Source organism: Rhizobacter fulvus (assembly GCF_964020785.1).
On record NZ_OZ224516.1, the window covers coordinates 4,814,644 to 4,834,228 of the forward strand.

The following is a 19,585-nucleotide window of genomic DNA, read 5'->3' on the forward strand; positions in this document are numbered from 1 at the left end:
AGAAGCTGCATGGAAACCAATCCAACCTGGCTGCGCCTGCACCCTGAATCTTCCGACGACACGCTCGCGATTGCAGTGCAAGCGCGCATACACGATCCGCTGTGGTTGCTGGGTCGGCAATGGCAGTTCAACGAACTGCGACATGACGCCGGGGCTACGCCTGTCGACGTGCGCGTCGAAGGTACGTCGTCGCCACTGAGCCGTCTTCGCGGCGGTCCCGTCGATGCCGTGGATCTGGCAGCAGGGATTGCCACTGGTGCAGCGCCACTCGAGGCGTTGGTCGAACGTGAGCCGGTGAAAGAGAGGACGCTGGAGGACTTGCGGCTACGTACCGAATCGGGGCAGCATTTGCTGCGCCTGTTGCGTGCGGCCGGGATGCATGGGCGGACATCGTTCTGGATCGCTGCGAGTCCGTTTGCCGCGCCCGCGGACGCAGGCATGGACGATCCCACCCGCCGATGGTTCGACCTCGTGGAGGGCCGCGTGCCGGATGGCGGCGGTCTGGAAGAGGCAATCCACTCTCGTCTTGCGGCGGGGAGCGCTCCGCCTATCGCCGAAGACGAGGCAGCGGTGTTGCGCACGTGGCTCGCCTGGGCGAGTTCACGCTTCGATGCGCCTGCTTCGGGTCCATCAACCTGGGACCCCGAACACGTGGAATACGCCTTCGGCGTCGCCGGCATGGGCGCAACCGGTGAAGTTGTGCTGGCAGCCCCCGAATATGTGGAGGGACGACTTGATTGGCATGCGTTTGAACAAGTCGCAGGGACTCTGGGCACCAGCGGGCAGGCCACGCCGCGGCGCCACTTTCGCATTCCCGCACCGCTGGACTTCGCGGGCATGCCGAACCCGCGTTTCTGGACCTTCGAAGACTCCGGCGTCCGCTTCGAGGCTCTAGACCTTCTGTCCGACCCGTCGAACCCGCCATCTGCCGCTACCCTGATGGTTCTGGACTTCGCGCTCAGCTACAGCGACGACTGGTTCCTGGTGCCGTTGGCGCTGGAGGCCTGGAGCTTGTTCGAAACCACCGCGGTGGCGATTACCGACGTGTTCGGGGACACGACGCTGGCACAGCCGCCGGCGGGGCGCTGGAACATGTTCCGTCTGGAATCGGCCGCGCCGGCTCCGGGATTGTCCACCGTGTTTCTCGCCGCCGCGCCGATTGCCGCCAACGAAGGCCCGGCGCTCGAGGAAGTGCACTTCCTGCGCGATGAAGTCGCCAACGTGGCTTGGGCGGTGGAGCGCATTACCCCGCATCCTCTCGGCTACGGAAGCATTCCCATGGAGGAGGGCGCTCAGGCGAGCCTTCCCACGCCGTCCGGGCTCATCTGGAGGCTGACTCCGCCGCCGCTTCCGGGCAACTGGTTTCCGCTGTTGCCGTCAACCATCGGTCGACTGGCGCTTGGCGCGTTGTGGAGCACGCAGGAGCAAAGACCTTCGGGTCGTGTGCTTGTCGACTTACAGATTCCTCGCCAGCTTCACCAAGAGGAAGTGCCGCCCGAAGGTGTGCAGGTCGTGCGCCGCTGGCAATCGGCTCGCGGCCTCGATGGGTCGCTGCATTTCTGGGTCGGTCGAAGCAAGACCCCGCGCCGCACCGACATCGCGCCAGGAGTGCGATTCGACACCGTCGATTGGAACTAGGTCTGTTCGCGAGCAACCGGACCTGGAGTGTGGTGCCAAGGCAGCCGTGCCAACCAATCTTTAGGTATATCAATGACTTAGCAGCTCGAACTGCTGCGTCGCAAGCTTGAAAAGGCGACCAAACGCCTAGTTTGCAGGCCATTCGTTGCAACGCGGATAAGTCATTGATTTTATTGAACAATTAGGTTGAAGTCAGCGAACGGCTGCTGTCTGGCTTGTGCCTGGCCCGGCCGGCAGTAGACCGAGCTACCACGCAACTCCACGTGGCAACATCACGTTGAGCCCCATCGACCTCATTCCGGACTTCAGCCCGATTCTTGGGTACGTCGACGATGCGTCGCTACTGCCGGGCCCCGCGCGAGTAATGAGCACTCTAGCGAGGTCGGCGCGAAGGCGCCAAGGAAGGCTTTCAACGCTCGACTAACGATTATTTCGCTGCGTTCAAACCGGCAGTGTAGGAGTCCAGCAGCAATTGTCGAGCCCCCATCCTGGCGCCTTGCGCTTGCGCAGCGCATCCACACGTGGGTTTTCATGACCGACCTTCTGCGTGACCTGGCGCTCCAAGCTATTTCCTTCTATCGGCGCTACTTGTCGCCGCACAAGGGGTACCGGTGCGCCTACGCGTTGCACACCGGGTGCGCGAGCTGCTCAAGGCTCGGCTTCCGAGCCGTCCGGTGGCGTGGCTTCCTCGACGGTCTGTCGTTGTTGGTCAGGCGCCTGGGCCGATGCCGTGATGCGTTCGAGGGGTATCGTCAAGTGACCCCAGCCCCGGCCGTCGCACGCTTGGCCCCGACCATTCGCAGAGACCAACGCGGCTTCTGCGAGGTGCTGGATTGCATTCCGTGTGACGCCGTGCCGATGGATGCCGCTTGCAACTGCCTGAGTGCTGGAGATTGCGGCATGTCGCCGTGTGATTGCCTAGACCTGCGCTCCGAAGACGCGCGTCGCAACGACCGCGCCAACCGTGCGGCACGGGATGCCCGAAGGCGTCGAGAAAGGCGCAACGAGCGCTGACCGAACTGACCAACGACGCCGTGCCTCAAATGTTTGATGGAGCATGCAGTAGCTCGACAGATGGCGCTCGCACTCGTCAATTGAAGTCGGCGAGTCATCAACTCACCCCAGAATAGACGCCTCTCCACGAACCAGGAACCCAGATGGCCATCCACCTCTTTGGCTCGTATTGCGTCGTGGTCCTCAAGTCCGAGAAGACGGCCGCGTGGGAGGAAGGAGTCCGTGCCCATGTGACCTCGGTCAATCGTCGAATCATGGAGCGCGCGCCCGACCACTCCGGCATGCCGCCCTTCGAGGACGAGGCGCTCATCGCCTATCCCGCCGGCCAAGGCCCGAGCGATGCGGATTTGGCGGCAAGCGAGCTCGAGGCGCTGGGCTGCGCGCATATGCGCGACTTCGCCATGTCTGTGGGTGGTGAGTTCGAGAAGGTGCCGACCTGGCTTCGCGTTTTGGATTGGGGCGGCGTCGAGTTCGTGCAGTCCACCCCTTGAGCGGGACGGGTATTGCGCACGGGCCGAAAGGCGCCGCGCACTGCGTCACGGTTGCGCCCGCGCCGAGGACATCAAGGTGGCGGCGTACGCGTCCGCACCGGAAGACAGGTTCTGGCGCAGCGATTTCGCCAACTCGGCCTTGCCCACCTGGCTCCGGTCGACATCCCACAACGCACGGTACGCTTCATTCAATCCGTCGAGGTCGTCCAGTGCCTTCTCGAGTTCGTTCATGTCGTCTCCTGGGGTCTGTATGTCCCCAAATGTGGTCCCGGTCGGAGCCGCAAGAAGGCGGACGGAGCCTACCCTGCGGTGCGTTCCTCTCTGGCAAAATGCGGGCCAGCCGACTTTCGGTGGAGGAGTGCCCGGTGAAGGTTTCCATCCAGGGGTCAGACGCATTTGTCGAATCCGCGAGCATCGTAAACACCGAGTTCGGCTGGACACTTGTGGTCGTCTCGAACGAGGACGCCTTTCTTCTGACCGTCCCGGACCGGTCGGACATTCCGTCGAATCTGAAGTTCGACGTCGTTCCGAGAGCATGGGACCGCTCACATGGCTCTCAGCCTGCTGGCCTCGTGGTGTGCATGGCCGAGTCCATGTACGAGCGGCGCGCCATGCTCAACGCATCCAGGCCCACGTTCACTGACAAGGGTCGTCGCATGGAGCTGCATATCGTGGTTCCGGGCAAGACCGGGCCGGACCAAGGGCAGGTGCAAGCTTCGGGGTGATTCGCTAGCGCGCCGCTTTCCGAACGCGTCCATCCTGCCGGTGAGGGCTCTCCTCGCTTTCCCAGTTCCCCGCGTCGCCGCTGCCCTACGCTGGGACATGGACAAGACGACCGCGACAGTCAGCCAAGCGTCGAGCGAACTTCGTTCGCTGCGCGAGAACGTCTACCGATACCTGTTCTACGGCTGGATGTTCCGCGATGCGGACCGCGGCTCGGAACTCGAACGTGCGCTCGCGCTGCAGCACAACAAGGCGCAAGCCCGATGGATGCCGATTTACTTGGTACGTTGGCTCGTAATCGGTGGTGTGCTCTGGCAGGTCGAACAGGCCTCGGAGTCCATGGCGTCGCCCTTCCTTCCCATCGTGCTCAGCTTGGCGCTCATCTACGTCGCCATGTACGTGCTGCTCACAACGGTCTACTGGTCCTTCCTGCGAGGCAAGCTACGCGGCGGTGGCCGATAGGCCGGCACCGCTGGGCGCCGGTCAGTAGGGGGCAGCTTTTCGGGCCGACCCGGTTTCGGCCCGCGCGCTTGGCCTGGAACAGCCTGACGTCGGCGAGTCTCACGAGGTTCTCGACATCGTCAGCGGCTTCGGTGAAGCGCGCGAAGCCGACGCGCACGGTTGGACGTCGGCCTGCGAATTGCATTCGGTGCGGAATGCGTAGGACGTCGACTACAGCCGACCAGCGTGTCGCCCAGAGCCACTGCCCCAAGCAATTTGGTAATTTATTCCCATGAACACCGCTACCGCACGCCCCGTACCGGACCAGCGCGAGCTGGTCTGGTGCACCCTGTTCGCCAGCCTGTTCAAGTTCCAGACGCGATGTGACTCGACGCTCGCGCGGCGTGCCGCAGCGCGCGCGTATGCCCGTCATGGCGCGGTCGAGCCTTTCGCCGCAGTGGAGTCAGTCATCCGTTCCGAGCTCACTTGGCCGGCCAACCCCGAAGACGATGACGACCGCCACGGGCTCAGCTAGGAGCCACCGTGACAGAGCCGACGAACTTCGAACAGTGTGACCGCGAGCGCATCGACGTGCAGGAGCCCAGTGACCTTGAGAGATGGTCGGCGGCCTTCGGCGTCTCAGTCCCGCAGTTGATTTCTGCGGTTGCAGCCGTGGGGGACCGCGCCAGCCGGGTGCAGTCGTACTTGCAGGCCCTGGCCTGACCCGAGAGCGTGTCGACATGACAGGCGAGAAAAACTTCTGACGCCGTGACCTCCCGCTAGGGATAAGAGCTGTCCCGAGCTATGGGTAGAGTGAGGCATGGACTTCATTGCGTCTGCACTGGCGACACGTCGCGCTCGACTTACCGCCGCATTCACTGGCGTTTCGCTGTTGCTAATCGTCGCGCTGCTGGTCAACAGCGGGGCCAGCCAGACATCTGGGCTTCCTCCTGCCAAGTCGTTCAGCCTCCTTCTGTTCCCCCTGGCGGTCTACCTGCTCGGCCGGTTTGGTCGGACGTCCGTCGTGGCCGCGGGATTGGCACTGCTATGGCTCGCCTATGGCGGCTGGCTCTCCGTTCAACCCTACAGCCCTGTCGAGCCCTGGGGCGGCGCGTACGCAATAGCGGTGGCGTTCAGCGGTGCCGGCGTGCTCCTCAAATTGCGGTCGGCGGTTTACCTTTGGTACTTGACGTCAGCGGCATTGGCAGTCGGCGTCATCGGTCTTCTCGCGAATGCGCTGCGCGACTCGGGCTCCCAATCAACCTTCTTGGCGTTGGTCCTTGCTCTGATGCTGCTTACGCTCGCCGGCTTTGCCTTGGTGGTGATGCTGCACAGTCGCGCGACGCGCGCAAATCCGCAGCCAGCGAATAGGCCATTGCTCACGATGGCGTTTGGTGCGGCCTTGGTCTCCAGCGCGGCCCTCGTCGTATGGGAGTGGAGAGCCAATCGCATTGCCGACACCGCTGGCATCGAGCAGGTCCACGAATCTCTGAGGCACCTCGTCCGGGGTGGCGACTTCGCCCCAAGCTGCGACAGAGTCACGTTCTGCGGGGACCTCGTCCAGTTCAGCTGTCACCAAGAAGTGGACGGCCCGGTCAGCTTCCACAACAACCGAACGGGGGCGCTCGTGATGGAATGCGGCGGTGCCTGCATGGGCGGTGCTCGCCCCGGAACGATGCAGTGTGGCGCGTGCCCACCACCAGAGTGGGAGCGGTGTGTGTCGCGATGAGGCGACTGAGTCTGCACTCGTCGAGGACACGTCCGACGGACTGTGCAGTCTCGTCTACTTGAGGTCCTGAGACCTCTTGGTCAGCCTTCCCAGGCATCGGCGTCAGGTCCTTGAGCTTGCGCGCAATCAGACTTTTCATATCGTTCGGCAGGGGCGTCCGTTGTTCCAGGACGCGCTCGTAGGAAGCGATGCTTCAAAGGCGTCAGACCGGGTGCGTGCGTTAAACGCTCGGTAACCGAGCGGTGCTGGCGTTACGCGATGCCAGCTTTCAGAATCGTCGCAGACGCAATCTGGAGACAAACATGCGCGCACTTTCATTAAGCCGCCCGATACGCGCGCTTGCACTCGCAGCCGCCATAGGCACGTCGCTGGCCTTGTCGGCGTGCGGCGGCGGTGGCGACAGCAACTTGCAATTCCAAGTCGGCGTGTTCGTCGATGGACGGCAGTCAGGCGACTACGTCTACTCCGGAGCGACCCAGACCGTCGTGATGCGAGCTGGCCAGTCCATCGAACTGGACGCAAACGAACCGGTGGTCTGGACCCTGCAGGTCGGTTCGACGTACTACGAGGGGTTCGACACCAGCGTTTATTACCAGGGTGTCACCATCACGGAGACGACGCTGAGTTCATCGCGCATCGCGCTCGATACCTCGACGCAGTTCATCCTGCCGAACTCGGTGGCGGTCACGCTGACCGCGGTCTCCACCTACGACTCCGCGGTCGTTGCCACGGTCGACGTGCTCATCACGAACTGACTCCGCAGCGCTGGGAGTTGCCCGTACCGCCGTCAACGAGCGGCCGCGTGGTGGCTAGAGCCAGGGCCACGATGCGAAGTGCAGGCGCCGCAAATCGTAGCTGCAGAAGTTCAGCCCGCTTCGCCCGGCTCGCCGGGCTTCCGACAGACGCCAATCTGCCAAGGTCAGCAGGTCGGCGGGCAACCACGGTTCGATGATTGGAGAGGTCGCTACGCCAATGCTGGTACGAATCGGGCGCTTGCCGAGGTAAAGGGCCAACGCCGTCTGCAGCGACCTCAACGATTGCACCGCGACGTCGAGGCCGGCCCCTTGCATCATGATGCCGGACACCCCGTGCGACAGATATCCGACAGTTCCGTCCCGCATTGCGACCAACCGGATGACCTTCGCGACGGTCTGAACAGGCAGCGGCGCGGCGCTCGGGACCCGTTGACGAATGATTGTCGGGCGCGACCTCCACAAGCACCAGAGACAGCGGGTCGCTGCTGGCTGCGCACGTGGTCGCTGCCAATCCAAGACCCATCAAGAAGTTGCTGCGACGCGGAAGGCGCGTCAGCGGGTCTGGAGATGCCAACGACATGAATGGGTCTCGTGTCCATCGCGGATAGTGCAAGCGATGGTGCCTGCGGTGGGGCTGCCCGCGGCCCAGCGCGTACCACTTCTCCACGTAGGAGAGGACGAGAGGCCCGGAGATTTTCCCGGGGCCGAACGGGTCAGCGACCGCTTGCGATGATGGCGGCAGCTAGAGCAGCGACAGCGGTGAGCACGACGACCACGGTCTTGCGACTGGGCAGCTTCAGAGGCGCCGTGGGGAGTTGTCGGGTGTCCGGACGGAACAGCTCACCATGGTCCAACTCGCGCGTGTCGGTAGTGTCGGATTTCGGCAAGTCACTCATGGTCGAGCCTTTAAGGTGGCAACGTCAGCCACGGGTCTTGGCCTGCGATTGTGCATCCGCGTTGCTCGTCGCGTGGCTTCCCTTCAAGTGCATCTCAACGTCCGCCGCGCTGTCGCCAACCGCCTTGACCGCTTCGCGAATCTGGTCCGAAGTGACGTTGAACTTCTTCGCCCAATCTTGGAGCTCGTAGTCCTGGTTAATGTTGATGCGGGTGCGGTCCTTGCCGCCGCTCTTGGACTTGCTGTCAGACATGCTGGTCTCCTTTTCCTGAGAAATGCTCAAGTGTTGCCCTCTCCGGGAAGGCGTCTGCCGGCGACGTTCGTACCCGTTTGACGGCGTACGCCTACACCCACGGCGCGGCTCGCACACCCTTGAGTGCCAGAGGGACGCTAGGATTGAGTCTTGGATGTCGCTCTACCGCCAACGAATGCTGGTTCTTCTTGGCAAGCTCTCGGGTCAGCACGATGTGCAGTGGTTTCAGCCTGCGCCCGGCGCAGACGACGACAGGACGCTCGTCCTGAACGTCCCTTCCGACCTGTTCATCAAGCATCCAGGGCTGCGCAGCGCCGGCAAGCAATGGCTACTCGACATCGGCAAGCTCGGTCTGCCCAGGCGGTCGTTGCAGCTGACCAGCTGGGTGCCCGCTGACGGCGTCTGGCCGGCGACAGTGGCTTCGGCCGCCGACGGGCGCTACACGGTAACCGTCCAGTTCTGAGTCGCCATGGACGACGACCTCGCGGCGGACCGATATCCGTCCACACCAGACGCCGAGACTTCGTCGTTCACGGGCGACTTTGGAGGTGCGCCAATCCCAATCTTCCTGAACCGGACCGCCAGCGTCATGTGAAGGCCTTGATGGGTGCAAGGCGCATGCTGAGAGGACGCGCCTCGCCCGAGGTGCGGGCGGCGGCTCAACTGCTCGTCGATTCCGCGAAGCGCGCCCTTGGCGAGCGCGGTCCGGCGTGGTGGGAGGACGGGGCGCCCGACTACAAGAAGCGTATGGCCATCAACACGCCATACGCCCAGTGGTACCGCGCGCTCAGTACAGCCGAGGCGGCCCCGCCTTTCTGACGTCGCAGTGGCTCACTGAACAGATGCTCGTGCGGGCAGCTCGAACTGCCCACGCCTACACGCTTCACGCCTCTTCGACGACGTCAAGACTGGCGTCTGCGCAGCCGCCATGCGCCGAAAGTGCCGCCCGCCAGCAGCAGCGCATACGTGCTGGGCTCGGGAACGGCGGACACGCTCAGCAAGAACGCATGCTGCTGCCTCGACGCATCATTCACCATGGTGCCCACGATGTCGCCCGCTTCATTGATGTCGACAGCGTCGTTGATATACCACCCGCCATTCTTCAGGTTCGCGTCGAGGTAAACGTTCAGGTCGATGCTCTTGCCATCGACCCACAGCATTCCGCGGGTCGTGCGAAGGCCATCTTGGCTTGAGTAACCGACGGCCACACCGGACTCGTTGACCGCCTTCGCCAGACTCATCCGGTATTGGTCATCCGTGGTCTCCAGCAGAACCACATCGCCGTTCGGTTCGAACAACGTCGCCAGCTGGATGTACGTCGGGTCCCAAAATGGCTGCGTGATGTCACGAAAGCTACTGCCAACGATTTGGCCTTTGTCGTTGATGTCGAGTACGTTCCAGCCCGCGAGTTGGGTCTTTGTGCCGTTCGACCACACGGTCGGCATCACTCCGCCGAAGTCTCCCGACGACGTGGCGCGACCCACCACTTGGCCGAGGTTGTTGATGGCGGAGGCGTAGCTGTTGTTGCCTCCGACCGGTGCCAAATCAACGGGCGCATTACCCACGCTGAAGATTGCGACATGGTTGGTGTAGCGAGTCGGGTCATATTGAAAGGCCAGTGGCATCGACACGTTGCCGACCACCTGGCCCTTGTTGTTGATGCCGACGCCGGAAGTGCCCCGCGGGAACGGCTGGAGCCCTTGAAAGAGGGTGAGGCCGCTCTTGTCAAGCAGTGCCGCCCTCCAGCCATCATTGCCATCGGCTGGCACGGCGAGAGCCGAGCCGGCCATTTGTCCAAGGTCGTTGATATCCGCCACATTGAAGGTCAGCGGCGAGACGATGGCATGGCCCGCAGTCGCGCTGTCCCAGAGCGTCGACAAGGTGCTTGCATCCGGCCCGAAGCTGGCGCGTCCGACGATTTGGCCCAGGTTGTTGATGGCGGATGCGCTGCTGTGGGTGCCGCCGAAGATGTTGAGGTCATGAAACTGGTACGACTGGGCGGAAGCGCAGGCGGAAATGCAAACGAGCGCGGTGGCGAGCGCTGCCGCTCGAGCGTTGAATGGATTCGACATGAACTGCTTCTCTGAGTTGGCGACGCTTCGAGGCTAGTTCACAAATCGAGACAACTGGCGCTGTCATTGCATAGTAGGGGGGTCGCTTTCCGCCGGCTGGGCCCGGGCCGGTGTGCGACGTGGTCTTCAGGAGAATCCTATGCCTAGCTCGACCGCGGTCGCCTTGACCGGTTTCATTGCGTGGACACTGCTCCTGCTCATCCTGATGGAGGCCATACGGACGAAGCTGGTGTTGACGAAGGCCGTCCCAGCGAACGGCTTCACGCCGGACAATGCGACGCTGTCGCCCTTCATGCAGCGCCTCGCGCGCGCGCACGCCAACTGCCTGGAAGGATTGCCCGTCTTCGGCGGCCTGATGCTCGTCGCGCTGGCCACTGGACGGAATTCAGTGACGGATGGGCTCGCCTATGTGCTGCTCGGCGCGCGCGTAGTTCAGTCGTCTATCCACTTGACGTCGGTGCGTCCGAACGCAGTCATGCTGCGCTTCTCGGCCTTCGCCGTTCAGATGGCCATCGCCGTGTACTGGTCGGCGCGACTGCTTTCTCGGTGAGCGATAACGAACAACGACCGTCTGCTGGCGCACCACGTCGCGCTCGATATTTCAGACCTAGCGGCGCCTGACATCGGGTTAGGGGGTTGTACCAACACGCCGCACGCCTAAGCTGCGGCGCTCTGTCGTAACTCGAGGTCCGTAGTACATGAAGGTCCCCATCTCTGCTCTGCTCTTGGCGCTGCCCTGCGCCGCTTTTTCGCAGTCCACGTTCGTTCTCGGCTTGCAAGGTCAAGGCACATTCCAGCCGAACGGTTTCCCGACGTGCCCGGTGGACAACCCCTACTGCACGCCGGTGCCGGTGTTGTGGACCGGGACGCTAACATTGGTCACCAGCAGCGATGCCGACGGCACCTATCTTGGCGGCGCGGGCCTTGCCTCCATCGACCTCGAGTCGAACCTGGTCAGCAGCTTCAGCGCGGGGTTCAACTTGGACAACGGCGTACCCACCTACCTTCCGGCCTCGGTCACCATCTTGGGTGGGGCAGTCACCAGCATCAGCTACTTCGACAACTCGCTCGTCGGCGCAACGCAGAAGCTGCACATCGACGGCCTGGCGGCAAGCTACTCTGTCGCCGACGGTCACCACGGCCCGAGAATTTTCGCGGACGGCGCCGTCGGCGCAGTGCCGGAGCCGAGCACGTACGCGTTGATGGCGGCGGGGCTGCTCGCTGGTGCTGGCTTGTCACGTCGGCGGCTCATCACATCGACTTTCGTTGTGCAACACAAAGTCGCGACCTAGCCCTCTTTCGGGGCGAGAGCGCCGATGTCAAACACTTCGAATACCAGTGGGCAATTCGGCGTATGCCGCCTTCCCCGTTTTATCGGAGCTACGGCAGGGCGCACTCGCAGTGTGTCCCGGCTAGAGCCGAGTCGCCGCTGGTTGCAGGTCCACAGGGCCGTCGCCGCGTGCCGGTCGGCGCGACTGAGTTCCTGAGAGGCGTCAGGCCAAGGCTGTCTGCTACCAGCCCACTGCTCCTATTTCGTCGGTGGCGAGTAGTCGCGAGCGGTGAGGGGGCGACCACAAGCGTCCAGCCACTACGCGCTCAGCGCGCAATTGGGAGTCCGACAGGGCGCGTCGCGCGGCATAGCTCGGCGGCAGGCCATGTGACAGCACACGCGCCTGCTCGGCCAAGAAGGCCGCATCGCACGGGGGAACGTGTGTCTCGTCCACAAGAATTGCTGCGAAGGCAACGCACCAGCGTGCGTTCTCGTCAGATTCTTCTGTCATCGCTCACCTCACACGACCATGGGTTCTCCGACGGCGTTTGTACGCCTGCCTCATGACAGTCGCGCGACGACTCGCCGGAATTTTGACGAAGGTCAAAGTCGCGCGCACGACGTCGGTTCGGGTGCATCTTGAGGAGCCTCATGCGAATGTTCCGCACCGTCCCGAAGAGGACGCGCAGCGGACGGCTCGAACCCGATGGGCGGGTCGACAGGAGAAGTCCGGACAATCGCATGGCTGCCAGCAGCAGTGCAAACATGCTGGGTTCCGGGGCGTCAGGCGACGAGCGCTTCACCAATCTGGACATAAAGCCACAACAGCAGGAGTGGCTAAAGAGGCGCCAAAATCTGGAGGACCCACCACCCACCGTTACTCAGGGTGATAGTTGAAGAGGTTATTGACCTCCGCGCGAGTTGCAGAGCTTTTGCATGCGATGTCAGCTCCATCCGTTCGACCTGAACTCGCGAAGGGGGCTCGGTGCAACGCGTCGCGGAAAGACGGTAATTGGAGACATAAGAAAAGCCCGCGACCAGAATCTGGTGGCGGGCTCGGCTTCCGGACAACGAGGGCCTGCGGGCGAACGATGACGGTCTTTCGAAGCACTGGGTGACGGGTTCCCTGTGGCGTTTGACGCTACGCCGCCCAATCGTGCGGTCGTTTTCGTGCTTCGGAGAGAAGGTTATACCCCAGCCCCGTGGTGGTGCATGTCGCTAGGGGCCAGTGAAACCAGCGTTACCGTAGACGGCGAGCCGCCAGTGCCACAGCGGCTGCTGCGCGTTGCCGCCGCGGTACTCCCGAACCTCGACTTCGACCGCCTCCAAGAACGCGAGCGCTTCGCTCCTGAGGCCAAACAATCTCAGCGAGCCCAGAATACGCGAGATGAACAAGTCATGGTGCGACGCCGTCACCACCCATGTCGCGAAGCCGTTTTGCCAGCTTGGTGACCGTTGGACCTTTCCATCACGCCACTCGAAACCATAGAACCCGAGCATGCGGAGGTAGGCTTCGTGCACCTTGCTTCGAACACGTTCATCACGCGCCAAAAATTCGAAGTCTGACCGCGACGGCATCGGCGCGTCGGGATTCATTTTGCTGACAGTGGTGAGAGGGAAAATCCAGGGAATCGTGCCGAGGTGACGCTCGATTTCCCAATCCTTCCATGTCATGGCCTGCTCAAACGAGAAGCCGAAGTTGTCGGTTCTCTGGCCGGTCAGGAAGCACAGTACGTCGAAGCAGTCGTCGGTGAGCTCGGCCTCGGCCGTCTCGCCCCTGGCGGCGGACTGCAGCGCTTGCCCGAGTTGCATAAGCGCGCTCTCGGGCGGGGCATCAATCAGCACGTCGGCCGCTGACCTGCGAGTGCGCTCGCCCGCGCCCAACATGACGATTCGGCCCCCGCGGGAACGGGCCTTTTCCAACATGCCGGAGCCAGGGTAGGTGGTCGCATCACTGTCGACCACCAGCACCACGTCGGCTCGCTTGAACTTCATCTCAACCTCAGCCGACTCGAGGTAGTTGTATTCGGCGCCCAGCAGTGCGATGTCGGGACGCATGGCCACGGCAGAAGCCTTGCAGGACAGGCAGTTGCTCGTCGAGTGCTGCTGGAAGCTGCCGCAGGCATCGCATCGGTCGAAATGAGCGTTTCCGTAGAGCTCCACGACGTTGTCGGCGCCTGCGCGCTGGAGGATTCCATCCACTCGCTCGGTGACGACCGTGACCTGGGGGAACTGGCGGGAAAATGCGACGAGCGCCGTGTGAAATGCACACGGTGCGGTGTTGCCATTCGCAGCCCGCCAGTTCGCCCAAAAACGGCGAAACGCGGTTGGATTTTCTCGGAAGCCCTGCACGTGTCCGAAAGCCAACCGGTCTGTCGCGCTCCAGGCGCCCAGGTTGCCGGTCTCGATGGCGTTGACGCTCTCGCCGGTGCCTGAACCGACAAAGATGACGACCCGCTTGGCCGAATGAAGCCAAGACGCGACCTTGCGGAGCACGGCGGGTTGGACAACACCGTCGAGCGCTTTGCGTCTGCGTGCGAGCTTTTGCTCGTACATCGTCAGTTCGCTGCGGGCGATAAGCGCGTTCTTGTCGTCGCCGGGTTGTGCCGCCGTGACGCCGACCGAGATGCTGACCTTCAAGCCCGGCGCGACCGTGGACCAATCCCGCTTGAGCACCGCGTCTTGGATGCGCACCGCGATTTGGAGCGCGGCGTCGAGGTCGATGTCCCTGAAGAGGATGGCGAACTCATCGCCTCCCCAGCGCGCCGGAAGGTCCGAAGGTCGGACGTGCGCCACCATCTCTTGGGCAATTCCGCGCAGCGCCTCATTGCCGATTTCGTACGAGAAATTGTTGTTGATGTCACGGAACCGGTCGACATCAATCAATGCGACGCACAGCGTCCTGTCAGTGTTCGCCGCGAGGATGGACCACTCGTTCAGGCACTGGTTGAATCGTCTGAGATTCGGGATGCCCGTCAGTGTGTCTTCGTGCGCCCACTTCTCGAACTTGATGGATTTGGCGGCCAGGTCCTCGATGTGCAGCGCGCCTTGACGGGCTGCGATTAGTTGTTTCATCAGGTCTGCTCGCCCTTCCAAATGAAGAGCTTGCATCGTCCCTTCGCATGCAAGTTGCCGGCGCAGCTCCATCACAGCCAAGTCCGCACGACCTTGATGTTCGTAGATGGCCCCAGCGATGCGGTGGCCCAACGCAGTCAACGGAAGGTTCTCCACCTCCCGGGCCCAAGTGGTCATGCGACTGGCGTGCATCCCCGCGGCGACAAGGTCACCGTCCCGGTAGGCCAGTTCGGCTGCAACCCAAGATTGCGCGGCCAACAGCCATCCCGCGGTGCTCGGAGCGTTCAGCTCGGTGGCGGCCCGAACCGGAATCCGACGCGCAGCGTCTCGGCACCCTTCCCACAACGACATGAGTGCCCACACGGTTCGGACGAAGTCGGGGAGACTCGCCGCGGCACCCGGTGTCAGCGACTCAATGGCGGAGGGCGGGTCGAGCGCAATTATGGACAGCATGCCCACATCCGAGAGCTCGGTCGCCGCGCCAACGTCCTCGCGTTCGAAGGCCCAGCGCAAAATCTGCACCCAAGCGCGTTCGGCATGGAGTTCGAGTTGCACCCCCGGTGTGGCCAACCGAGCAACGACCTCGAAGGCATCGTCGAACGCTGCCATGGAATGCACGAACGATTGCGCCCAACTGTGCGCAATGGCCAGACTCAGGTGAGCACGAACGGTCCAGATTCCTTCAGGAAGGTCGCGGACCAACTGTGTGGCCAACAGCGCTGTTTCCACCGCCTCGACGCTCCGTCCAAGAACGCTCGCGGCCCGTGCCCACAGCGCCAACGCTTCGACCTCTTCGGTGAGCGCGCATGCCTCCCGAAATAGCCCCGCCGCACGGCGGGCGCCGCGGCGGGCTCGTTCAACCTTTGACATCGCTAAGTCGCAGTACCCGAGGCGCAGCAACGCGCCTCCCTCGACCATGCCGTCGATGTCCTGACCTCGGACCACCGCCTCTGCCAAGCGTTGCGCAGTCTGTATCGCGCCAGACGCCAAGGCCACATCAATCTCGTCGAATGAACCTGACGGCGTTGACGGCGGTAGCCAATCGGTGGGTTGGTTCATCGCGCGCCTCGACAGCCGCACGCGGCCTGGGACGGGGCGAGACACCGGCGAGGGAAGGGAAGGTGGACCGAATTCAGACGTGTCACTGCGCGCTCCTGAGCGAGGGCAATCGCGACACGAAACGGTTCCGCGTGACAACGATAGTCACTAACACCGCCTCCTGTGCAGTCCGCACGAAATGAGGTGGGTGGCAGCCCCGCTGCCATCCCTGTCGGGCTGGTCGGTGGCTTTGCGGCCCCGGCTTTCGCGCGGGTGTGCCCTGATTCCCTTCAGTCTACAACTTGTAGCGGTTTTCAACTTGGCCAAATCACTACGTATTCCGTATCGAAGCAAGGTCAGGCATCAGCGGAAGACGCCAACCAGGGCTCGATGGTGTCACCCGTAGCTGTTCTATGGCTGGATTGTTTCGCGACGCGGACAGTTGTCCGCGTTGGCGCGCGTGATGGCGCCGCGACACAACACGTGCAAGGCCAGAGGCTGCCGGCCTAGCTGCCGTTCTGATGAATCATCGCGAAGTTGCGCTCTACGAACTTCACGGATTCGGTCTAAGGAGTACAGACGCATCTACCAGCGACGCTGCGACCTGTCGCCCGACGGCAATCACCGCGTCTACTTCGCCATGAATGGCCGCTGGGATTCTCGGGCGCGAGGCGCTTGGATGGCCGTCTCGGAGGCTCCATACTTGAAAGCGCTCACGCTGCTTGCAAAGGGCGACTGCTGGCATGGTGGGGGCCCGTTCGCGTCGAGCAAGGAGCTCTGGGTCAACGACAGCGACGGAAAAGGAGTTTTCAAGGACGGACGGGGCATTGAGCGCACGGCGCCGTATCCGTGGCACGAGCAGCACGGCGGCGAGTGCCCGGGGGTCTCTTACGTGCGCCTGCGGCTCGATGGGTGGACGATGAAGTACACGGCGCCCGACAGCGCCGGCGGCATGCTGACGCTGTTCGAGCGACGCATCAATACGCACTGGCGCCTGCGAAAGCTCGCTCACGTCACGGTGCATCAACCGGTGGGTAAGGGGTGTTACTTCGATGAGCACCAGCTCTTCAACGCGCGCACGGAAGACGTCGTCGCCTTGCCGAACTGGGAGTGGGCCGAGGTCGACGGTGGGCGCATCGTCTTGGCCCAGAGCGGAAGGCTTATCGTGGGGCGGTTCGAGGGCGAAGGGCTGCGAGGGGAGAAGTCCTTGATTCATTGGAAAATTCGTTCGAAGTCAGCGAACGGAATCTGCTGTCCGGCTTGTGCCAGGTCCGGTCGGCAGTAGACCGAGTTCGCGAGCAACTCCGCGCGGCAAGACCACAGTCACAGAGACACCGCCGCTGTTCAGAGTTTGTAGCGTGGCCGCAACTCCGTCCAAGCAAAGATAGACAGGGGTTCGGTTTCATCGTCAGTGCCGAGACTGTCAAGCACGTCGTCGTACAGGTGAAATCCGTGACGTCCGAAGCTCTGGTTTCGCCATTTGATGGTTACTTTGGTGCTCACTATCAGGCCCTTCTCCAGTCGATGGTTTCGAATAGCGGCACAAGTGACTCGTCGTCCTACGCAGCATTCTGCTTGTGACTCGCTGCTCTTTTGGCGTCGAGCTCGGCTAACCGAGCTTGGTCAACCCACAGGTCGACAAGTCTGAATGGCGCATCCCACGCGGCGACGCCTAAGCTTCCGCCCAACAACCAAATGACGGCGGCAGTCACCAGTTCCAGCGACCCGCACCTCTCTGCCCAATCGCCGAACCGAACCTTCACCGTGTCGGCGGCCACGCCAGAACCGGCCCGGTAAAAGCCATTGAAGAGCGAAGTGACGCTATCCGCATGAATGCGCATCCCCTGACCCATGCGAATGGACTGCAAGACCTCCGCGTGTATCAGTCTTTCCGCTAGCCCGGGAATGCCCAGTATTCCGTCGACGTCCTTTGGTAAATGCGCATCATCGAGCGCCCGTCGCAGCGAGAGAATTTCGTCCATGTCGTAGCCGTATCCAGGCAAGGGACGAGTGAGGAAGACGCCGAGTTGTTCCATACGGGTCAAAACCGCCTCAGCGACGCGCAGGAACGCAGCTACTTCCCGCCGGGTTTGCAAGCTTGGTACGCGCAAGCCAAAGAGACGAACGGCCGTCTCAGGCTCCAAGTCGTCCCGTCCGTCGCAAACGAGGTTGGTGACGTCGCGCAACATCCCAACCTCTTGGCACGCGACAACTAGCAGCCTCCGCTGCTGGCTTGGACTCAGCAGCGGCGCGTGCGGCCAACGCTTCAACAGAAAGCGGCGCAGGACCATTGCATCGATGCTGCGGCCCGTCAGTGCGTTCCCGACCGCTTCAAGCGCGGCAAGCCGCATTTTTATCGGGAACTGATGGAGCGCACCCTGTAGGCCAAAAGTTGCTCTGGCGCCCTCGGGAGGCAGCAGACACAGCCGCAGCAGTTCAGACAAGTCCCTAGGGGTGATGGGCGATGTATGGCCCGGCAGCCCGAGCCCCGAAGTGATGGTCGACTGAACGAGCTGCGCAGCGCGCAGTGTGGCAACTGTGACCTCGTACGTAGGAGCCTCTGCCAGCGACGCACCACACCCGCCGCAATGCAGAGGCGAAGTTCTCAGCGCATTGATGCCGGACGAGCAAATGTGACACCGGTCGACCAACGCGACACGGTGCACCGAGCACACAGGCGCCTGGACGAACTCCCATTCTTCGCGCCCGTAGCCTTCGTCGCCGAGGCAGAACGGACAAATGGCCTGATGTGGAGAAATACGTGCGTCTTCGGACCACTCGTGTTCATCTTGCCGGACCAAGGGGCCGAGCGCGCCGTCTAGGGGCCTCAGCAGTCGGCCCTGCAGAGCGCCCTTGGTTGACCGGGTAAGTTCCTCAAGCGCAGACAAGGCAACGTCATCGCGCACCAACGCAGACAGGCTTCGAACAGGCTTCCGCGCACTGACGGACATTAGCCGCAGGACGTCACCCACCTTGAGGACTGCGTTGGCAGCGCAATGGCGTTGCACGAAACTCGCGATGCTCTCGTTCGGGAGAATCGGTAGACACACGAGCAGCTTCGGGGGAGATGGCGTCATGCGACCACCGGCGTCCGAAGTTGCATCAGGCGGCTCTTGACAATCTCGATGGCTATCAGAAACGGGTTCCGGTCGTCCACTCTGTCGGCTCGGCGCGCGGATTCCCGGTACGCTGCGACAAGGTGCGCCAGTTGGAGAAATGGCGCTCCCTGGTTGGCTCCAATCTCGCACGCTCGACGCACGAGGTCGACCAAGAAGCCGAACTGGCTCTCAGCGGCCAGCAGCAGCCGCAACATCATTTCGTGCCCGGTGATGTCACAGTCGGGCGCGCAGGGCAGGACCGCTTTCATTGCATTCAGAACCGCCTGAATGTCCTTGAGGTCCTCAAGGCTGGTGATGCTGGGATTACGCATGTAGCAAATGCGCCTGAACCTGCTGCGCAGTTCGCCCGTTTCGTCGTCGAGATAGGCGTCGACGCCCTCGGTGCCCATCAGGATGATGGGACGCGCGATGTTGTTGACGATGGCTTTGAGCATCGTCTTAATCTTTCCAGCTTCGTTCTTGGTCCGATGTTCGTAGCTGTGATGAAACTCGTCGAACGCGATTCCCAGGAAATTTAGATTCGGTGCCAGCGTCGCGATACGGTTCGTGCGCTGGTCTAGCGTTCCGCGGTCGGCAAACGCGTCATGGCCCATGCTGAGAACCATGGCGGCCAGGCCCTTTGCGGTGGTTCCAGAAGTGATTTCGGCCATCGGCAGCGGCGTCGGCGCCTCCGGCTGTAGGCAGGCCTGCGCTCTCAGCCAACGCTCCGCGTTGCGAACCGCGGATGTCTTTCCGGAACCCGACGGCCCGATGAGCGCGAGGCGACGGTGGCTGCCAAAGACATCAGCCGATGTGAACAAGCGTCGAATAGCATCGTTCGCCTCGCGGTGCACGCTCGTCTCGACATAGACCTTGTGTAGAGCTCTGTAGGCCTTGCTCAGCGGACCCTCCGTGAACTGTGGGTACGGCGGCAACGGCGCGTTCACAGTTCATCTCCCAGATGCATCGGCCATGCCTTTCCGCAGCTAGGCTGCCCAATGCGCGGATGGCTTTCGCCGCGTGCAGTCGGAATTAAAGCAACGATGAACTGGCGTTGGAAGACAACGAGGGTTGCACGGTGCCGCGGCGTCGT

Annotated in this window: 25 protein-coding genes and 1 riboswitch; of the genes, 15 read left to right on the plus strand and 10 right to left on the minus strand. The window is 62.6% G+C overall.

Features of this window, described 5'->3' with window-relative positions; genetic code table 11:
- The first annotated feature begins 9 nt into the window (after positions 1–9).
- The 4 genes from ACWH49_RS22805 (at position 10) to ACWH49_RS22820 (ending at position 3,143) form a co-directional block, all read left to right on the plus strand.
- A complete protein-coding gene (locus ACWH49_RS22805; protein WP_448173527.1) occupies positions 10–1,638 on the plus strand; it encodes a hypothetical protein in 1,629 nt (542 codons plus the stop codon).
- Between the two features lie 217 nt (positions 1,639–1,855).
- On the plus strand, positions 1,856–2,062 hold the full coding sequence (locus ACWH49_RS22810; RefSeq protein WP_448173528.1) for a YkvA family protein: 207 nt from the start codon (positions 1,856–1,858) through the stop codon (positions 2,060–2,062).
- A 107-nt stretch (positions 2,063–2,169) separates the two neighbouring features.
- Positions 2,170–2,652 carry a membrane protein insertion efficiency factor YidD gene (yidD, locus tag ACWH49_RS22815; RefSeq protein ID WP_448173529.1) on the plus strand — a complete coding sequence of 161 codons (483 nt, stop codon included), beginning with the start codon at positions 2,170–2,172 and terminating at the stop codon, positions 2,650–2,652.
- 143 nt (positions 2,653–2,795) lie between these two features.
- Positions 2,796–3,143, plus strand: coding sequence for a hypothetical protein (locus ACWH49_RS22820; RefSeq protein ID WP_448173530.1), 348 nt, complete (start codon positions 2,796–2,798; stop codon positions 3,141–3,143).
- A 45-nt stretch (positions 3,144–3,188) separates the two neighbouring features.
- On the opposite strand, the gene ACWH49_RS22825 is transcribed toward ACWH49_RS22820, so the two are convergent.
- Positions 3,189–3,374, minus strand: coding sequence for a hypothetical protein (locus ACWH49_RS22825; protein WP_448173531.1), 186 nt, complete (start codon positions 3,372–3,374; stop codon positions 3,189–3,191).
- Between the two features lie 134 nt (positions 3,375–3,508).
- Here ACWH49_RS22825 and ACWH49_RS22830 point away from each other — a divergent pair, with 134 nt between their 5' ends.
- Together ACWH49_RS22830 and ACWH49_RS22835 are read left to right on the plus strand one after the other, a co-directional pair.
- Complete coding sequence (locus ACWH49_RS22830; RefSeq protein ID WP_448173532.1) at positions 3,509–3,868, plus strand: hypothetical protein; 360 nt, start codon at positions 3,509–3,511, stop codon at positions 3,866–3,868.
- Between the two features lie 97 nt (positions 3,869–3,965).
- Entirely contained in the window at positions 3,966–4,328 is a 363-nt protein-coding gene (locus ACWH49_RS22835) for a hypothetical protein (RefSeq protein ID WP_448173533.1), read from the plus strand.
- On the opposite strand, the gene ACWH49_RS22840 is transcribed toward ACWH49_RS22835, so the two are convergent.
- On the minus strand, positions 4,273–4,578 hold the full coding sequence (locus ACWH49_RS22840; protein WP_448173534.1) for a diguanylate cyclase domain-containing protein: 306 nt from the start codon (positions 4,576–4,578) through the stop codon (positions 4,273–4,275). The genes ACWH49_RS22835 and ACWH49_RS22840 overlap by 56 nt on opposite strands.
- A gap of 21 nt (positions 4,579–4,599) precedes the next feature.
- Between ACWH49_RS22840 and ACWH49_RS22845 the strand changes: the two genes are divergently transcribed.
- The 4 genes from ACWH49_RS22845 to ACWH49_RS22860 all read left to right on the plus strand — a co-directional run bounded on the left by ACWH49_RS22845 (position 4,600) and on the right by ACWH49_RS22860 (position 6,791).
- Positions 4,600–4,842: a hypothetical protein gene (locus tag ACWH49_RS22845; RefSeq protein ID WP_448173535.1), complete on the plus strand. Its 243-nt coding sequence runs from the start codon at positions 4,600–4,602 to the stop codon at positions 4,840–4,842.
- A gap of 8 nt (positions 4,843–4,850) precedes the next feature.
- Entirely contained in the window at positions 4,851–5,030 is a 180-nt protein-coding gene (locus ACWH49_RS22850) for a DUF3606 domain-containing protein (protein ID WP_448173536.1), read from the plus strand.
- A gap of 97 nt (positions 5,031–5,127) precedes the next feature.
- Complete coding sequence (locus ACWH49_RS22855; protein WP_448173537.1) at positions 5,128–6,036, plus strand: hypothetical protein; 909 nt, start codon at positions 5,128–5,130, stop codon at positions 6,034–6,036.
- 302 nt (positions 6,037–6,338) lie between these two features.
- Positions 6,339–6,791: a hypothetical protein gene (locus ACWH49_RS22860; protein WP_448173538.1), complete on the plus strand. Its 453-nt coding sequence runs from the start codon at positions 6,339–6,341 to the stop codon at positions 6,789–6,791.
- Between the two features lie 54 nt (positions 6,792–6,845).
- Here ACWH49_RS22860 and ACWH49_RS22865 read toward each other — a convergent pair whose 3' ends face one another.
- The 3 genes from ACWH49_RS22865 to ACWH49_RS22875 all read right to left on the minus strand — a co-directional run bounded on the left by ACWH49_RS22865 (position 6,846) and on the right by ACWH49_RS22875 (position 7,939).
- On the minus strand, positions 6,846–7,121 hold the full coding sequence (locus ACWH49_RS22865; protein WP_448173539.1) for a hypothetical protein: 276 nt from the start codon (positions 7,119–7,121) through the stop codon (positions 6,846–6,848).
- A 383-nt stretch (positions 7,122–7,504) separates the two neighbouring features.
- Entirely contained in the window at positions 7,505–7,687 is a 183-nt protein-coding gene (locus ACWH49_RS22870; protein WP_448173540.1) for a hypothetical protein, read from the minus strand.
- Positions 7,688–7,711: 24 nt separating this feature from the next.
- Positions 7,712–7,939, minus strand: a complete 228-nt coding sequence (locus ACWH49_RS22875) for a DUF3606 domain-containing protein (RefSeq protein ID WP_448173541.1) — start codon at positions 7,937–7,939, stop codon at positions 7,712–7,714.
- Positions 7,940–8,093: 154 nt separating this feature from the next.
- Here ACWH49_RS22875 and ACWH49_RS22880 point away from each other — a divergent pair, with 154 nt between their 5' ends.
- Together ACWH49_RS22880 and ACWH49_RS22885 are read left to right on the plus strand one after the other, a co-directional pair.
- On the plus strand, positions 8,094–8,402 hold the full coding sequence (locus tag ACWH49_RS22880) for a hypothetical protein (protein ID WP_448173542.1): 309 nt from the start codon (positions 8,094–8,096) through the stop codon (positions 8,400–8,402).
- Positions 8,403–8,408: 6 nt separating this feature from the next.
- A complete protein-coding gene (locus ACWH49_RS22885) occupies positions 8,409–8,534 on the plus strand; it encodes a hypothetical protein (protein WP_448173543.1) in 126 nt (41 codons plus the stop codon).
- A 307-nt stretch (positions 8,535–8,841) separates the two neighbouring features.
- Here ACWH49_RS22885 and ACWH49_RS22890 read toward each other — a convergent pair whose 3' ends face one another.
- Positions 8,842–10,011: a DUF3466 family protein gene (locus tag ACWH49_RS22890; protein ID WP_448173544.1), complete on the minus strand. Its 1,170-nt coding sequence runs from the start codon at positions 10,009–10,011 to the stop codon at positions 8,842–8,844.
- A gap of 139 nt (positions 10,012–10,150) precedes the next feature.
- Here ACWH49_RS22890 and ACWH49_RS22895 point away from each other — a divergent pair, with 139 nt between their 5' ends.
- Together ACWH49_RS22895 and ACWH49_RS22900 are read left to right on the plus strand one after the other, a co-directional pair.
- On the plus strand, positions 10,151–10,561 hold the full coding sequence (locus tag ACWH49_RS22895; protein ID WP_448173545.1) for an MAPEG family protein: 411 nt from the start codon (positions 10,151–10,153) through the stop codon (positions 10,559–10,561).
- A 148-nt stretch (positions 10,562–10,709) separates the two neighbouring features.
- Positions 10,710–11,303 carry a PEP-CTERM sorting domain-containing protein gene (locus ACWH49_RS22900; protein WP_448173546.1) on the plus strand — a complete coding sequence of 198 codons (594 nt, stop codon included), beginning with the start codon at positions 10,710–10,712 and terminating at the stop codon, positions 11,301–11,303.
- A 472-nt stretch (positions 11,304–11,775) separates the two neighbouring features.
- On the opposite strand, the gene ACWH49_RS22905 is transcribed toward ACWH49_RS22900, so the two are convergent.
- Together ACWH49_RS22905 and ACWH49_RS22910 are read right to left on the minus strand one after the other, a co-directional pair.
- Positions 11,776–12,048 carry a hypothetical protein gene (locus ACWH49_RS22905; protein WP_448173547.1) on the minus strand — a complete coding sequence of 91 codons (273 nt, stop codon included), beginning with the start codon at positions 12,046–12,048 and terminating at the stop codon, positions 11,776–11,778.
- A gap of 451 nt (positions 12,049–12,499) precedes the next feature.
- A complete protein-coding gene (locus ACWH49_RS22910) occupies positions 12,500–15,415 on the minus strand; it encodes a diguanylate cyclase (RefSeq protein ID WP_448173548.1) in 2,916 nt (971 codons plus the stop codon).
- Positions 15,416–15,601: 186 nt separating this feature from the next.
- Positions 15,602–15,684: riboswitch (cyclic di-GMP riboswitch) on the minus strand.
- Between the two features lie 413 nt (positions 15,685–16,097).
- Between ACWH49_RS22910 and ACWH49_RS22915 the strand changes: the two genes are divergently transcribed.
- A complete protein-coding gene (locus ACWH49_RS22915; protein ID WP_448173549.1) occupies positions 16,098–16,679 on the plus strand; it encodes a hypothetical protein in 582 nt (193 codons plus the stop codon).
- 274 nt (positions 16,680–16,953) lie between these two features.
- Here ACWH49_RS22915 and ACWH49_RS22920 read toward each other — a convergent pair whose 3' ends face one another.
- The gene (locus ACWH49_RS22920; protein ID WP_448173550.1) at positions 16,954–18,471 is read right to left on the minus strand and encodes a TniQ family protein; all 1,518 of its coding nucleotides are present in this window, start codon (positions 18,469–18,471) and stop codon (positions 16,954–16,956) included.
- Entirely contained in the window at positions 18,468–19,439 is a 972-nt protein-coding gene (locus ACWH49_RS22925) for a TniB family NTP-binding protein (RefSeq protein ID WP_448173551.1), read from the minus strand. The genes ACWH49_RS22920 and ACWH49_RS22925 overlap by 4 nt, the downstream gene beginning before the upstream one ends.
- Positions 19,440–19,585: the final 146 nt, after the last annotated feature.